Origin of the sequence: Pilosibacter sp. YYHA0881 (assembly GCF_051602715.1) — a bacterium.
Classification (GTDB): Bacteria; Bacillota; Clostridia; order Lachnospirales; family Lachnospiraceae; genus Alitiscatomonas; species Alitiscatomonas aceti.
Genome location: NZ_CP175657.1, coordinates 1,350,560 through 1,366,731 on the forward strand (window position 1 = coordinate 1,350,560; position 16,172 = coordinate 1,366,731).

Sequence of the window (16,172 nt, forward strand, 5' to 3'; positions counted from 1 at the left end):
ATTGTGTAATCTATCACCCTGTTATAATAAAATCTGTGTAAAAAAGAAATGACGTGCATTCTTTGCACAAAAAAGAAGCCCTCCCGGCCAGTTCACTGGACACGGTCAGGCTTCTTATGGTCATACCGTTCTAAAGGTTGTTCTTCCGTTCTTTTCTGTGTTTTTCCGTTCTGCTAAATGTCCTTCCGTCCTCTTTTATGTTTTTCCGTTCTGCTAAATGTCTTTCCGTCCTCTTTTATGTATTCCCGTTCTAATGATTGTACTTCCGTTCCACATGTGGTTGTTTATTCTGACCAGATTTTATGTTTCAGCTTCGCTCTTATTTGCCAGCTGCTGCTTTTGCTTCTTTGATCTTCTGGGTAAGAACCGGAACGATCTTGTTCAGGTCGCCTACTACGCCGTAATCGGCAACGTCGAAGATCGGAGCAGACTCATCTTTGTTGATGGCAATGATGATGTCGGACTCTTCCATACCAGCCACGTGCTGGATGGCTCCGGAGATACCGATGGCAAAGTAAACATGGGGACGAACAGTCTTACCAGTCTGTCCAACCTGAAGATCCTTCGGCTTCCAGCCAGCGTCTACAACTGCACGGGAGCAGCTTACGGTGCCGCCGATGGCCTCAGCCAGCTCGTCGAGGATCTTGAAGTTCTCCGGGCTTCCTACGCCGCGGCCGCCGGAAACAAGGATCTTTGCATCCATGATATCGGCAACGTTGGAAACAGCCTTAACGACTTCCATGATCTCAACGTATTTCTCGTTGGGAACAAATCCGGGATTGAACTCTTCGATCTCGGCCTTTCTTCCAGCCTCACGCGGAAGCTTCTGCATAACGCCGGGACGAACGGTTGCCATCTGCGGACGGAATTCCGGGCAGGCGATGGTTGCGATGGTGTTTCCGCCGAATGCCGGACGGGTCATGAGAAGCTGGTTGTGCTTCTGCTCCTTGCCCGGTGTGGGAACCAGCGGGAAATCGCCGATATCCAGCTGTGTACAGTCAGCGGTCAGACCTGTATGGATGCGTGCGCAGACACGGGGACCAAGGTCACGGCCGATGGCTGTTGCGCCGATCAGGAATACGTCCGGTTTGTACTTCTCGATCACAGATGCCAGAGCATGGGTATAGGGCTCAGTTCTGTACTCTTTTAATTCCGGATCATCTACAACGATGACTCTGTCAGCGCCGTACTCGCCAAGGATCTCAGTCAGTCCCATTACGTTGGAACCTACTAAAACTGCTGTTACAGTAGTATTTAAATCTTTTGCTAAGTCTTTACCTTTGCCTATCAGCTCCAAAGCGATGCTGCTCACTTCGTTATCAACCTGCTGCGCAAAGACATATACACCCTTATATTCTTCCAAGTTCATTACTGTTCACCACTTTCTTTATTCTATGAATTCGCTTTTTGACGTAGCTGTATCTTACAGCACGTGCTTCTCTGTAAGTTTGTCCACAATGTAATTTACAGAAGCTGTCGGATCCAGAACGACCTTTTCACCGGCGCCCTTTCTTACCTTGTCAGATGCCTTTGCGATCTGAGTCGGGGATCCCTTCAGACCCAGGTTGGAGTCCAGAACGTCCTTTAAGTCGTTTCTGCCCCATACAGTGATGTCCTTCTTATATGCGTCAAAGATTCCGCCCGGAGTCATGTAACGCGGCTCATTTAATTCAGAAAGTGCTGTGATCAGACACGGCATCTTTGCTTTTAACATATGATATCTGTCATCATACTGACGTTTTACGATCACAGAATCGCCGTCGATCTGGATCTCCTGTGCATAGCTGATTACCGGGATCCCAAGATGCTCAGAGATCTGCGGTCCAACCTGTGCGGTATCTCCATCGATCGCCTGACGGCCCGTGATGATCAGATCGTAATCCAGGTTTCTTAAAGCGCCTGCCAGAGTCTGGGATGTGGCCCATGTGTCTGCACCGCCGAGCACACGGTCTGTAACGAGGATACCGTTATCAGCGCCCATAGCCATAGCCTCACGAAGAACCTCCTCAGCCTTCGGAAGACCCATGGTAACAACTGTAACCTCTGCACCATACTGGTCCTTTAACCGGAGAGCTGCCTCCAGACCTGCCTTATCATCCGGGTTCATGATTGTGAGCATTGCTGCTCTGTCAAGAGTTCCATCTGGTTTAAACTTTACGCCGCCCTTAGTATCCGGCACCTGTTTAATACAAACAACTACTTTCACTGTATTTCACTCCTTAATTATTCGTTTATTTTCCGGTTTTTTTCGTGCTGTCAGATCTTATTTTAACAGAGCGCTGGAGATTACCATTCTCTGAACTTCGCTGGTACCCTCATAGATCTCTGTGATCTTCGCATCGCGCATCATGCGCTCTACGTCGTACTCTCTGATGTAGCCATAACCACCGTGGAGCTGGACAGCCTTGGTTGTTACTTCCATAGCAACCTCTGCTGCATACAGTTTTGCCATAGCTGCTTCAACAGAATATGTCTTCTGTGTTGCCTTTGCAACGGCTGCGCGGTATACCATGTACTGTGCGGCCTGTACCTTTGTCGCCATATCAGCAAGCTGGAACTGTGTATTCTGGAACTGACCGATTGCGCGGCCGAACTGCTTTCTTTCCTTTACATACTCGATGGTTCTCTCCAGAGCGCCCTCTGCAAGGCCAAGAGCCTGGGCAGCAATACCGATACGTCCGCCGTCAAGAGTATGCATGGCGATCTTGAAGCCCTCGCCCTGCTTTCCTAACATGTTTTCCTTCGGAATGCGGCAGTCTGTAAAGATCAGCTCGTATGTAGCGGATCCTCTGATACCCATCTTCTTCTCTTTTGTACCGAAGCTGAAGCCCGGAGTTCCTTTTTCCACCAGGAATGCGGAGATCTCCTTCTGCATTCTGCCTCTCTTCTCAACCATGCCTGTAACGGCGATGATCACATAAACGTCAGCCTCTTTACCGTTTGTGATAAAGATCTTGGAGCCGTTTAATACCCACTCGTCGCCGTCCAGAACAGCCTTTGTCTGCTGGCCCTGGGCGTCTGTACCAGCGCCCGGCTCAGTTAAACCGAACGCACCTAACTTCTCGCCCTTTGCCAGCGGAACCAGATATTTCTGCTTCTGCTCTTCTGTACCGTAGGTCTGGATCGGATCACAGCAAAGAGAGGTATGTGCGGAAACGATAACGCCTGTGGTACCGCATACCTTGGACAGCTCCTCTACGCACATTGCATAGCAGAGCGGGTCGCAGCCCTGTCCGCCGTATTCCTTCGGAACCGGAATTCCCAGGAAACCGTTCTTAGCCATTTTTTCAACGGTCTCTCTCGGGAAATGCTCTGTCTCGTCAACTTCCTGAGCGAGAGGCTTAACTTCTTTTTCAGCGAAATCATGGAATAATGTTCTCGCCATCTCATGCTCTTTACTTAATGTAAAATCCATGTTTTTAGTTCCTCCTTGTGAATTGTATCATATATAACATAAGAGAATGTGGATGCGGCATCCTCTCTATGTTCCCAGACATACAGTCCGGCCCGTGGGAATCCCCGCGGGCTGGACCCGTTTTCCTTCCCGGTAATTCCTAGCGGGAATAGTCATAAAATCCCTTGCCGGTCTTCTGTCCCAGAAGGCCTCCGCGCACCATCTTCTTAAGAAGCGGATGGGGACGGTATTTGGGATCTCCTGTTTCTGTTTCCAGAACGTTCATGATAGCCAGGACCACGTCCAGGCCGATCAGGTCGCCCAGGGCCAGGGGGCCCATGGGATGGTTTGCGCCCAGCTTCATGGCTGTATCGATGCCCTCCACAGACGCAACGCCTTCGGCGTAAATACCGATGGCCTCATTGATCATTGGGATCAGGATCCGGTTTACGACGAAACCGGCGGCCTCCTCCACCTGTACCGGCGTTTTTCCGATCTCCTCAGAGATCTTCTTTACCGCCTCAACTGCTTCGGGAGCCGTATTCAGTCCCGCAATGACCTCCACCAGCTTCATCACCGGAGCCGGGTTAAAGAAATGCATTCCCACCACATGGCGGTTAATGCCTGCTCCGATCTCTGTGATGGACAGGGAAGAGGTATTGGTAGCGAAGATACACTCCGGCTTGCAGATCGCGTCCAGCTCTCTGAAGGTCTGCTTCTTGATCTCCATATTTTCAATGGCAGCCTCCACGATCAGATCACAGTCTCCGCAGATATCCTTCACACCTGTGGTGATCTTTGCAAGGATCTTATCTGCGTCCTCCTGGGTCATCTTCCCCTTGGCGATCCTTTTTTCAAACCCTTTTGCAATTTTATTTTTACCATTTGCAGCAAACGTCTCATTGATATCGCAGAGCATTACTTCATAGCCCTCTGTCTGGGCAAATGCCTGTGCGATCCCGGAACCCATGGTTCCGGCTCCAATCACACCAACCTTCATGATTCTGCCTCCTTACGTTTATGGGGGAGCTCCCCCACCATTACCGGTTGTTGAATTTTTCAACCTTCCGTTTTTCAAGAAAAGCCTTCATTCCCTCTCTCTGGTCCTCTGTCTCGAAGCACTCGGAGAAATACTGCTCCTCTATGGCGATGGCATGGTCCAGATCCGAGAGGAACCCGTCCATCACCGCCCGCTTGCTGTTTCTCACAGCGATGGGCGCGTTGGACGCGATCTTCTGTGCCAGCTTCATGACTGCCGGCATCAGCTCCTCTCTGGGATATACGCCGTTTACCAGGCCGATCCGGTACGCTTCATCGGCTTTGATGTTCTGGCCGGTGAATACCATTTCTTTTGCCTTTCCGGTCCCAACGATTCTCACAAGGCGCTGGGTCCCTCCAAAGCCCGGGGTGATCCCCAGGCCCACCTCCGGCTGCCCGAACACTGCATTGTCGGAGCAGTAGCGGATGTCACAGCTCATGGCCAGCTCGTTGCCGCCGCCAAGGGCAAATCCATTGACAGCCGCAATGGTGGGGATCGGAAGCGTTTCCAGCTTCCTGAAGATATCGTTTCCGAATTTTCCGAATTCACGGCCTTCCTTTACGGTCATGGTGCTCATGGCCGCAATGTCGGCTCCGGCCACAAAGGCCTTCTCCCCGGCTCCGGTCACGATGACGGCCCTTGTCTCATCCAGGTTGATATTGTCGATCACAGCATCCAGGTCCTTTAATACCTGGACATTTAACGCATTCAAAGCTTCCGGGCGGTTGATGGTGATCACGCCAACATAGCCGTCCTGCTCGTATGTAACAAAGCTCATTCCGGTCGCCTCCTGCTCAGTTTAAGATCAATCCCTCTTTACGATGGTGGCGCAGCCCATGCCGCCGCCGATGCAGAGCGTTGCAAGACCTGTCTTTGCATCCATCTTCTGCATTTCGTGGAGCAGGGTCACCAGGATACGGCAGCCGGACGCTCCCACCGGATGGCCCAGGGCGATGGCTCCGCCGTTGGGATTTAATTTTTCCAGATCAAAACCAAGCTCTTTTCCTACTGCCACAGACTGGGCGGCAAATGCCTCGTTGGCCTCGATCACGTCAAAATCGCCGATCTCCATTCCAGCCTTTGCCATTACCTTCTTCGTGGCAGCCACGGGACCGATGCCCATGATACGGGGCTCAACGCCTGCAAGGGCTCCGGCTACCCATGTGGCCATGGGAGTAACGCCCAGCTCCTTCGCCTTCTCTTCGCTCATCACTACAACAGCTGCTGCACCGTCGTTGATGCCGGAGGCGTTGCCTGCGGTCACCATACCGTCTTTCTTAAACGCCGGACGCAGCTTTCCAAGAGCCTCCATATTGGAGCCGGCTCTGGGGCCCTCGTCCGTATCTACAAGGATGGTGGTTTTCTTTGTTTTTACCTCCACCGGAACGATCTCATCCTTAAATGCGCCTGCCTTCTGGGCAGCCTCGCACTTGTTCTGGCTCACCATAGCGAACTTGTCCAGTTCTTCTCTTGTGAGTCCCCACTGGTCGCAGATATTTTCGGCAGTGATTCCCATGTGGTAGTGGTTGAACGCATCCCATAACGCGTCGTTCACCATCGTATCCACCAGCTCGGCATTGCCCATGCGGTAGCCGTAGCGGCCCTTCATCATCGCATAGGGAGCCAGGGACATGTTCTCGCAGCCGCCGGCAACGACGATATCTGCATCGCCTGCCTCGATCATCTGGGCTGCCATGTTGACGCTCTGTAAGCCAGAGCCGCATACCACGTTAATGGTAACTGCCGGAACCTCGATGGGAAGTCCTGCATTGATGGAAGCCTGACGGGCCACGTTCTGTCCCTGTCCGGCCTGGATCACACAGCCCATGTAGACCTGGTCCACCTGGTCGGGAGCCACGCCGGCTCTCTTTAAGGCCTCCCTGATCACAACCGCGCCCAGATCAGCCGCCGGTACGGTGCTTAAAGCGCCTCCCATTGTGCCGATGGCTGTACGGCATGAACCTGCCAGTACGATTTTCTTTGCCATATGATTTTCCTCCTCATTATACCATCGCCGGAGGCCGGAAAAAGCCCGTATCCTCCGACAATATGATGTATCATAATCATATCACCAAATAATTGGCCTGTCAAATAACAAGCATGGTTTTTCATGTATTTTTTATAAACATTCAGCCTTCTTTTTTTATAATTTCGTGAAATTATTGACCGTCCATTTAGAAAATGCTAAAATGAAAAATGAATAAAAATTCTGCCCGGGTTTCTGGCTCCGGACAGTGAAAGAATATCTTAGAAATGAGGTCCTAAACCATGGATATCAGAAAAATGTATCAGGACAAGCTTGTGTCCGCCAGCGAAGCGGCAAAAACCGTAAAATCCGGCGACTGGGTCGATTATGCCTGGACTACCAGCACTCCGGTGGCTGTGGATGCGGAGATCGCCAAAAGGCTTCCGGAGCTTTATAACGTCAACTTCCGCGGCGGCATCCTCATGTGGGTCCCCGAGATCTTCAAGATCGAAAACCCGGCTGACCACTTCACCTGGAACTCCTGGCATATGAGCGGCATCGAGAGAAAAGCCATTGCCCAGGGCTTTGCCTTCTACGGCCCCATGCGCTATTCGGAGCTGCCCCGCTTCTACCGGGATATGTCCGAAGAAAACCGTCCGGATGTGGCCATCTTCCAGGCAGCCCCCATGGACGAGCACGGCTTCTTTAACTTCGGCCCCAACGCATCCCACCTGGCTGCTGTCTGCGAGACTTCCAGGACCGTGATCGTGGAGGTCAATGAAAATATGCCGGTCTGCTACGGCGGAACTGAAGAAGGCATCCACATCTCCAAAGTAGATATGATCGTAGAGGGCGATAATCCTTCTATCCCGGAAATGGCCGGAGCCCCCGCCACAGAGGTGGACGAGGCCGTGGCAAAGCTGATCGTAAACGAGATCCCCGACGGCGCCTGCTTACAGTTAGGCATCGGCGGAATGCCCAACGCCGTTGGCTCCCTGATCGCAAAATCTGACTTAAAGGACCTGGGCGTCCATACAGAAATGTATGTGGATGCTTTCGTCGATATCGCCATGGCCGGAAAGATCACCGGCGCAAAGAAAAATATCGATAAAGGCCGCCAGGTCTACGGCTTCGGCGCAGGTACGAAAAAGCTGTACGACTATCTGAACCGGAATCCGGAATGTATGTCTGCTCCCGTAAGCTACACCAACGACATCCGCACCATCTCTGCCCTGGATAACTTCATGTCCATCAACAATGCCGTGGACCTGGACCTGTTCGGACAGGTAAATGCCGAATCCGCAGGGATCAAGCACATCAGCGGCGCCGGCGGACAGCTGGATTTCGTTCTGGGCGCATACCTTTCCAAGGGCGGAAAGAGCTTCATCTGCTGCTCCTCCACCTTTAAGACAAAGGACGGCCAGTTAAAATCCAGGATCCTTCCCACCTTAAATCCGGGCTCCATCGTTACAGACACCCGTGCCAATACCCATCACCTGGTAACGGAGTACGGCATGGTAAACTTAAAGGGCCTGTCCACCTGGCAGAGGGCTGAAGCCATCATCTCCATCGCCCATCCCCAGTTCCGCGACGAGCTCATTGCCGAAGCGGAAAAAATGCACATCTGGAGACGCAGCAATAAACGGTAAGGACCAGAAACGCTGCATCCATCCTGAACCTCATAAAATTTCAGTGGCCGTCCCGGGAGCTGTTCCAGCTTCCAGGGCGGCCATTTTCTGCTGCTCCGTCTTTCTTTTTTATTCCTCCTCCACCCGGATCCCCTCTTCCTGGGACAGCTTCTGTCTGCAGAGCCTTAAAAGGTGCTCCTGGTACGGTGATCTGTCATCCAGCCGGTCCAGGTAATAAAGGGTCCGGCTTGGAGGCTCCACATCCAGGGTATGGATGGACACCGGCGCATCCCTTAAGACCGTTCTGGCAATGGAGATGGGAAGAAACGCCCAGTTATCTCCGCTCTGGGTAAAGTACTGAAGAAATCCCATCTCGTCCAGATACATCCTGGGAATGGCTTTATCTCCAAAAAAATAGCTGTGCCAGGCTTCAAAATTCCGGTCCCACATGGTGCGGATCTCCAGCTGCGGATCCAGCTCCCGGATCCTCACATGCTCCGGCAGGTTCAGCTCCTTTCCCGCCACCAGGCAGAGCTTCTCCTTAAAAAGGATATGGGTTCCGACTGAAGAAGAATAAATGGGATCTGTGATAAAGGCTATGTCCACGGACCGGTTGCCCACATAGGAATAAGCCTCGCTGGAGTGAAGGGTCGATACGTGGAGGCTGCATTCCGGATTCTCCTTCATAAAGGTGCGGAACACTGTGGGAAGCATGAACGCCAGCAGGCTCCCCACGCTGGCCACATAAAAGTTTCTGGACGGCGCTAAAAGCGCCGCCTCCCGGGTCTCGTTCCACAGGGCCTGCCACCGGTGGGCGATCCCGATGAAGGCATGGCCCTGGCGGGTCAGCTCCACCCTTCTGAGGCCCTTCCCGCGGACAAAAAGAGGATATCCCAGCTCCTCCTCCATGGCGCGGATCCTGCGCCCCAGAGCCGGCTGGGTCACATAAAGGGCCTCGGCGGCAGCAGAAAAGCTGCCCGTTTCTGTTATCTTTAAAAATGCTTCGATCTCCAGGAATGTCATATACGGCCCCCCTCTGCCCAAAATGTTAATAGTTATTAACATTATATCAAAAAATTAAACATTTTACAACGAAAGCCGGGAGTGTTATAGTATGCCCATGAGAAAAAGCAACGGGAACGCGGCTTCGGATCCACCGCTTCCTATGAATGAATGTCTTGATTCTAAGGAGGGATCAATATGACCATGGAACTGAACGAGCTTTGGGAAAACTGTGAGCCCAACGATTAAATACGGGATTCAGGGGCCTTCCTTCCCCTTTCCATATTGATATTAATACTGAAAAAAACCGCCGCGTATCTGGTATGCGGCGGTTTTTTTCGATGGACCGGCATCCGGCCGGCGGGGCAGTTATACCCCGGCCTGGCTTGGACGGCGGCGTTTTACGATCCATAAAAGGACCAGTACCGCCGCGGAGGCCCCGGAAATGACCACTCCTGGAATAAGTCCTCCGGGCATATAGATTAAGGAGATCTCGTGGGTCCCCGCTTCCACCGGAACAGACAGGAATGCCTCCAGGATCTTTTCCCCCTCCGCCGGCTGACCGTCGATGGTGATGGTCCAACCCTCATCATAGGGGATGGAAAGGAACAAAGTACCGGATTCCGCAGCAGTTACCGTTCCTGTAAGCTTCGTGTCCCTCCAGCTGTCCAGGTGGAGCGGCGACTGGGACAGGCGGTCATAAACCTGGATCATGGCCCTGGGAGAGAAGCGGTAAACAGCTGCCGTAAGAGTCTCCCCGGACTCTCCCGGTGTCAGGGTGATCCGGCTCCCCTCAGAAAGATTTCCCATTTCCAGCAGGTATCCCCGGTCCACATTGCTGAAATTCTTTTCTCCCGATGGCAGGGAGGCCTTGACATTCTTTACCTTTTTATTCTGGATATATACATAATATTCCCCGGCCATATCCGCGGTGAAGGTACACCCGGATCCGGAAACCTCTGTCTCCACCGGCACCAGGACATCGTCGGTTCCCAAAAGCAGGCACAGATCATTCTGCACCTCCGCCGGATTCTCCATCTGATACTGCCAGTTGTCCGCCAGATCGTAAGGAAGGACAAAGCCCAGGGGCAAGGTATACAGATTCTCATACAGGTAGGTCCCTCCGCTCTCCTGGATGTAATTGACCAGATCCGTATTGGGAATATATTCCGAATACAGGGCATAGCGGACCGACAGCAGGCTGTCCACCAGGGGGGTGCTCCCAGTGATGCTGTACGCATTGGTGGAGGCCTCGCAGCCCATGCGCTTGAAAAACTTCGTCAGATCTGCGTTTGCAGTGGAGGAAAACAGGGATACAGACGGAAAATTCATCCATGCTCCGTCATTTTTTGTCTTTCTCGTTTTTTTCTCCACCCGGTAAAAGTCCTCCGCCGGCTCCAGCTTCTCCATCAGAGCCTGCACCTCTTTATTATCCCTGGTGTAAGCCTCCCGGCTGGTGGTGGTGACGCTGGTGACTGTGGTATTGACGGCCGCCTCCACAGCCACCAGGGCCAGAGCCAGAAACGCCGCCAGCTCTCTTCTTCTCTTCTTATATAAATATATGAGTCCCGTATAGGCCGCCAGGAAGAGGATGGCCACGTAATATACAGCAAAGTGGAAATGCTCCTGCTCCACCAGCTTCTCCGCCAGGATCACAAAGCAGACGCTTCCCCAGAACGCCGCGGCAACATGGCGCCTGGGAATATCCCGCAAATACTGGAACGCCCGGAAGCAGACAAACAGCATGAGGAAAATATAAATAAACGACTGGCGGCAGGGGAGGCTGTTGGGATAGTGGAGCCCGTGCCAGATAAAATTCAGGGCGTTCACGGAGAAGCTGGCAAAAAAGAGCAGCAGCAGGCCGCAGTAAACGGTTTTTTCCTTTGCAGAGATCTTTTTGCACGCCAGGTACAGCAGGAAGAATAAAAATACCGCCACGCCGCAGTAAATATTGGGCCAGTGGTCCAGCCCCGTCTCCGTCTCCACATTGCCGATGTGGCGGGCCAGCATGTCAAAGATCGGGAAATAGGACGTAAGGGTCTTTGGAAAATTCATATTTCCCGAAGCCGTGCTCTTTAAAACGGCCACCTCCGGCAGAAGCACAAGGGCCGCCAGCCCTCCGGCGATCAGGGAAAAGAGCCCGAACCGGACGCAGGCCATCACGTATTTTTTTATGGGCCCTGGCTTCTCCAGCATCAGAAGGGCAATAAAATACAGCACCATGAACAGGCAGGTCATGATGGAAATATAATAGTTGGAAAGGATGGAAAGCCCCAGTGTGATGCAGTAAAAAAATCCATTCTCGTCCTTCACCAGCCGCTCCAGTCCAAGAACGATCAGCGGGAACAGGATGATGCAGTCCAGCCACATGATATTCCAGCTGTACGCAGCCATATAGCCGGAAAGGGCATAAAAGATCCCGAAATATCCAACCGCAGCCGTTTCTGTATGGCAGTGCTTTCTCAGATACCAGGCGAAGCTCAGGCCCGAAAGACCGATCTTCACAACGATCATGCCGGTCATAAACTCGATGATATACGCCTTGGGGCACAGGATCACCAGCCAGTTTAAGGGGCTGGCCAGATAATAGGCATAAAGAGCCGCAAAATTGACTCCCATCCCCACATCCCAGCTGTACAAAAGACTGCCTCCGGTCCGCAGCTTATGCTGGAATTCCGAGAAGAACGGCGCATACTGATGGTACATGTCCGTCCGTAAAAAGCTCTCCTCACCAAAGGGGAAGATCCCTCTCTGGATAAAAATGATGATCATAATGACCACCGGAACAAAAAATGCAATGACCAGCCCGTCTCCCGGCCGGATCAGGGTCGATCTTTTTCTGCTGTTTGGTTCCATGACTCCAGGCACTCCTTTTTCTGTCCGTTAATTTTTATGGGTAAAGATCACCAGCTTGCTGAGCACGTAGTTTAAAACCACCACCACCACGGAAATGGCCAGCTTGCAGATGAAAAATTCCATTTTTAGGATATCCACCATGATGAAAATGGCGGCCAGATTAAATAAAAAGGTGGCGATCCGGCACAGGACGAAGGAGGTAAACTCCCCCCATACGGCCCTGGGCTCCAGGGTATGGCTTCCAAACACCCACCACTTATTGGTCACAAAGGCAAAGAGCACTGCCGCCGCCCAGGCAATGGACTGGGCAGGCACCGGGTCCATATGAGCCAGATAAAACAGGCCGTTGGAGATCACATAGTCAATGAGGGTCGTAAGGACTCCAAAGACCAGATACGCCGCGCCCTCCCGGACGGTCCCATGATTCCGGCTTCCGGCCGTTCCATCCGATTCTTTCTTTATATGTTTCATTTTCTTCTCCCATATCTTGGATCTTGTCTTCAAAAATCTTCCCTCATTTTATTATAGCCCGGCCAAAAAGTAAAGGGACTGGGCCCAAAATCTAAGGCCCAGTCCCAAAAAGAAGAAAAATATAAAATTTTATCCAGCGTGCTGACGCTTACGCCTCCAGTAATTTGTCGATGCTCACTAACTTCACGCATACACAGAAGATCTCTGCAGCCAGCTTTAAGTCCTCTAAGGACGGGAAGGACGGAGCGATACGGATGTTGGAGTCGTGGGGATCCTTACCATACGGGAAGGTCGCGCCTGCGCCTGTCATCACAACGCCTGCCTCTTTACACTTTGCAACGATCGCCTTGGCGCAGCCGTCTAAAGCGTCGAAGGATACGAAGTATCCGCCCTGGGGCTTGGTCCACTGACCGATCTCAAGGCCTGCCAGCTCTCTGTTTAAGATCTCGTCCACAGCCTCGAATCTGGGACGAAGGAGCTCGGCGTGCTTCGCCATATGGGCCTTGATGCCGTCTAAGTTCTTGAAGAAACGTACATGACGGAGCTGGTTGATCTTATCGTGGCTGATCAGCTGGTTATTCATCTGCTTCTTGATATCCTCGATGTTGGCCTTGGAGGTAGCGATGGCAGAAATTCCGGCGCCCGGGAAGGTGACCTTTGCGGTGGAGCCGAATTTATATACCATATCCGGGTTTCCAGCCTTTTCACACTCGGAAAGGATATCCAGAACGTGGCACGGATGATCCGGATACAGGTGATGTACGCAGTAAGCGTTATCCCAGTAAATACGGAAATCCTTTGCAGCCGGTTTTAAGTTTGCAAAGCGTTTAACGACCTCGTCAGAGTAGCACTGGCCGGACGGGTTGGAGTAAAGCGGTACGCACCAGATTCCCTTTACAGCCTCGTCGTTGTTTACATACTGCTCTACCAGATCCATATCCGGGCCGTCCTCATGGAGCGGGATATTGATCATTTCGATGCCGAAGAACTGGGTAATGGCAAAGTGTCTGTCATAGCCGGGAACCGGGCAGAGGAATTTCACCTTGTCCAGCCTGCACCAGGGCGTATTTCCCATTACGCCGTGGGTATAGGAACGGGATACGGTATCGTACATTAAAGTAAGGCTGGCGCTTCCGTACATGATCACGTTCTCAGCGGGAGCGTCCATCATTCCGCCCATTAATTCCTTTGCTTCCTGGATACCGGTCAGAACACCGTAGTTTCTCACATCGCCGTCAGCGGTCATGAAATCGCTCTTGCTGTTTAAAACATCCAGCATCGGAAGAGACAGATCTAACTGGTCCGGGCTTGGCTTTCCGCGGGCCATATTAAGGCTTAAATTTTTCCCCTGATACTCTTTGTAAACAGCAGTAAGCTGCTCCTTTAAGGAAGCAAGCTCCTCTTTTGACATTTCACGATATGGTTTCATGTCCCAATAACCTCCTCTTTCTTAAACACGATATAGTGATTGCGTTTTATGCTTCCATTATAATCGAATCCATCGTTTCTTACAACAAAAAAATAAAGATTCCGGCTTTATTTTCGTACATTTTTCCCAGTTCCCGCAAAAGATTCTTAAGCCGGGTTCATTGACTTTTGACTTTTCTTAACGTATCATGACATTGAAGGATGAGAAAAACAAGGGGGAAAAATGCATGAATGAATGGAAACGCAGTCTTCTGACCGGGACCATCGTGGCCCTGGCATCCCAGCTTTACTGGAACGTATTTGTATCCGGCTTCCGGATCTCCCCTGCCGTTATCCTTCTCCCGATCCTCCTTATGACCATCGGAAAAAGCATCTCTACGATCCGGATCACGGTGACAACGGCGGCGGTGGTATTCCTTTTCCGCCTCTTTCTGGCAGCCAGCGGCCTCTCCTCCTCCCCGGAAACGGCGGGACAGCTGGCCACCAACTCCATTTTCTATCTCTGCTATGGACTGCTTTTTTCCGTCCTTGTCCCCAGCAAGCCCACTGTCTCCTACCGGCGGCTGTTCCCGTCGGTGTTCATCTGCGACCTGCTGTCCAATCTGCTGGAGGTCTGTATCTTTGAAAGCGGCCGTTCCGGGACTCTTTCCTCCTCCATGGCCGGATATCTGATCCTGGTGGCCGCTTTCCGTACTCTGCTTGCCTGTCTGTTCCTGGCGGCGGAGAGCCAGTACCGGACCCTGTTAAAAAAGGAGGAGCATGAAAACCGCTACCGGCGGCTGTTTCTTATGACCACAGGGCTGAAAAACGAGATCTATTTTATGAAGAAAAACTCCGAAGAGATCGAATCTGTCATGAGCAACGCATACCGGCTTTATAAGCGGCTGTCGGCCATGGACGTGCCCGACGACATGAAAAAAATGTCCCTGTCCATTGCCCGGGACGTCCATGAGATCAAAAAGGACTATATCCGCATCATTCAGGGCATCGAACAGGAGATCTCCGAGGAATACGACGAAAAGCAGATGAGCTTCCAGGACCTTCTCCAGATCCTGGAGGCCACCACCTATCACATCCTGGAAACCAGGCCCGTCCATATCCGTCTGGTTTTCCAGTGCTCTGACAACTTCATCACCAGAGAGCACTATGAGCTGATGGCTGTATTGAAAAATCTGGTCAATAACGCCATCGAAGCCATTGAAGCCGGAGCCAGACGGGGGACCATCCAGATCGTGGAGCATTTAAAAGACGGGCAGTATGAATTTTCCGTTTCCGACGACGGGCCCGGGATCTCCGCCCGCCATCTGCCCAATATCTTTAAAATGGGCTACTCCACCAAATTTGATTATAAAACAGGAAACATCTTCCGCGGAGTGGGACTTTACGGCGTAAAGGCCACCGTGGAGGAAAAATTCAGCGGAACCATTTCGGTGGAATCCGAGCCGGGCCGGGGGACCCGGTTTCTGATCCAGATTCCGGCCGGAGCCCTGGAGGAGGTAAACTGATGCGTATCTATATTGTCGAAGATGATATTTCTGTCATTCATATCCTGGAGGATATCGTGGAGTCCGGAGATCTTGGCGAGATCTGCGGCGACTGCGGCGGAGAGCCCGCCGACGTCCATGAGGTCCTGCGGGCCAGGCCCGATGTGGTCCTGGTGGACTTTTTCATGCCGGTCATGGACGGGGTGGAATTCGTCCGCGAGCTGCGCTCCTTCAACGCCACCATCAAATGCATCATGATCTCCCAGGTTTCCGCCAAGGAGCTGATCAGCAAGGCTTATACCGCCGGCGTGGATTTCTTCATCAGTAAACCCATTAACCTGATCGAGGTAACGTCGGTCCTTAAAAATGTGGCGAAGCAGATCCAGAACGAGCGGACCCTGGACAATATCCGCCATATGTTCATGAACGAGATCGGCCAGAAGCCCCAGAACAGCCGGGAATCCTCTTCCTATTCCAAAAAGCTCCGTTATATCTTAAACAGGATCGGCATGTCCGGGGAAAAGGGCTGCTCTGATATCCTGAAGATCTGCGATTATCTCCACCGGGAGCGGATCCCCGTATCCCAGATGAGCGTGGCCCAGCTGTGCGAGGCCGTCAGCGATTCTCCGAAAAACATGGAGCAGCGGGTCCGCCGGGCTATCGCTGCCGGAATGGCCAACGTGGCCCACATGGGCATCGAGGACTTTATGAACGAAACCTTTACCGCCTACTCCTCCACCCTGTTTTCCTTTGAGGAGATCCGTACTGAAATGGACTACATCCGCGGAAAACGGACGGACGGCGGAAAGGTCAGCATCAAAAAATTCATTGACGGCCTGATGCTGGAGGCTGACCGGGAAATTTGATCTTTTTTATCTCCATTCTGATTTTTTTTGTATTTTTT

Annotated in this window: 12 protein-coding genes and 1 pseudogene; 3 read left to right on the forward strand and 10 right to left on the reverse strand. The window is 52.1% G+C overall.

The window, feature by feature from the left end; all coding sequences use genetic code 11:
• Positions 1-319: 319 nt before the first annotated feature.
• The 6 genes from ACI6NM_RS06375 to ACI6NM_RS06400 all read right to left on the reverse strand — a co-directional run bounded on the left by ACI6NM_RS06375 (position 320) and on the right by ACI6NM_RS06400 (position 6,420).
• Positions 320-1,369, reverse strand: a complete 1,050-nt coding sequence (locus ACI6NM_RS06375; RefSeq protein ID WP_022274194.1) for an electron transfer flavoprotein subunit alpha/FixB family protein — start codon at positions 1,367-1,369, stop codon at positions 320-322.
• 54 nt (positions 1,370-1,423) lie between these two features.
• Positions 1,424-2,206 (reverse strand): electron transfer flavoprotein subunit beta/FixA family protein, encoded by a 783-nt coding sequence (locus ACI6NM_RS06380; protein ID WP_022274193.1) that lies wholly within the window; start codon positions 2,204-2,206, stop codon positions 1,424-1,426.
• A gap of 57 nt (positions 2,207-2,263) precedes the next feature.
• On the reverse strand, positions 2,264-3,415 hold the full coding sequence (locus ACI6NM_RS06385) for an acyl-CoA dehydrogenase (RefSeq protein ID WP_022274192.1): 1,152 nt from the start codon (positions 3,413-3,415) through the stop codon (positions 2,264-2,266).
• 139 nt (positions 3,416-3,554) lie between these two features.
• Positions 3,555-4,394 (reverse strand): 3-hydroxybutyryl-CoA dehydrogenase, encoded by an 840-nt coding sequence (locus ACI6NM_RS06390; RefSeq protein ID WP_262427464.1) that lies wholly within the window; start codon positions 4,392-4,394, stop codon positions 3,555-3,557.
• 40 nt (positions 4,395-4,434) lie between these two features.
• Positions 4,435-5,211, reverse strand: a complete 777-nt coding sequence (locus ACI6NM_RS06395) for an enoyl-CoA hydratase-related protein (RefSeq protein ID WP_262427463.1) — start codon at positions 5,209-5,211, stop codon at positions 4,435-4,437.
• Between the two features lie 27 nt (positions 5,212-5,238).
• On the reverse strand, positions 5,239-6,420 hold the full coding sequence (locus tag ACI6NM_RS06400) for an acetyl-CoA C-acetyltransferase (protein ID WP_262427462.1): 1,182 nt from the start codon (positions 6,418-6,420) through the stop codon (positions 5,239-5,241).
• Between the two features lie 281 nt (positions 6,421-6,701).
• Here ACI6NM_RS06400 and ACI6NM_RS06405 point away from each other — a divergent pair, with 281 nt between their 5' ends.
• Entirely contained in the window at positions 6,702-8,048 is a 1,347-nt protein-coding gene (locus ACI6NM_RS06405; protein WP_158358382.1) for a butyryl-CoA:acetate CoA-transferase, read from the forward strand.
• A gap of 108 nt (positions 8,049-8,156) precedes the next feature.
• Here ACI6NM_RS06405 and ACI6NM_RS06410 read toward each other — a convergent pair whose 3' ends face one another.
• The 4 genes and pseudogenes from ACI6NM_RS06410 to ACI6NM_RS06425 form a co-directional block, all read right to left on the reverse strand.
• Positions 8,157-9,050, reverse strand: coding sequence for a LysR family transcriptional regulator (locus tag ACI6NM_RS06410; RefSeq protein WP_022274187.1), 894 nt, complete (start codon positions 9,048-9,050; stop codon positions 8,157-8,159).
• A gap of 348 nt (positions 9,051-9,398) precedes the next feature.
• Positions 9,399-11,906, reverse strand: a pseudogene (locus ACI6NM_RS06415) (YfhO family protein); the annotation flags it as partial.
• 6 nt (positions 11,907-11,912) lie between these two features.
• Positions 11,913-12,356 (reverse strand): GtrA family protein, encoded by a 444-nt coding sequence (locus tag ACI6NM_RS06420; protein ID WP_158358385.1) that lies wholly within the window; start codon positions 12,354-12,356, stop codon positions 11,913-11,915.
• 148 nt (positions 12,357-12,504) lie between these two features.
• Entirely contained in the window at positions 12,505-13,785 is a 1,281-nt protein-coding gene (locus ACI6NM_RS06425; RefSeq protein WP_215653307.1) for an aspartate aminotransferase type Ic, read from the reverse strand.
• Positions 13,786-14,011: 226 nt separating this feature from the next.
• On the opposite strand from ACI6NM_RS06425, the gene ACI6NM_RS06430 reads away from it, so the two are divergent.
• Both ACI6NM_RS06430 and ACI6NM_RS06435 read left to right on the forward strand, forming a co-directional pair.
• Positions 14,012-15,289: an ATP-binding protein gene (locus ACI6NM_RS06430; protein WP_438501081.1), complete on the forward strand. Its 1,278-nt coding sequence runs from the start codon at positions 14,012-14,014 to the stop codon at positions 15,287-15,289.
• Positions 15,289-16,134 carry a response regulator gene (locus ACI6NM_RS06435; RefSeq protein ID WP_022274179.1) on the forward strand — a complete coding sequence of 282 codons (846 nt, stop codon included), beginning with the start codon at positions 15,289-15,291 and terminating at the stop codon, positions 16,132-16,134. Before ACI6NM_RS06430 ends, ACI6NM_RS06435 begins: the two co-directional genes overlap by 1 nt.
• The last annotated feature ends 38 nt before the right edge of the window (positions 16,135-16,172 follow it).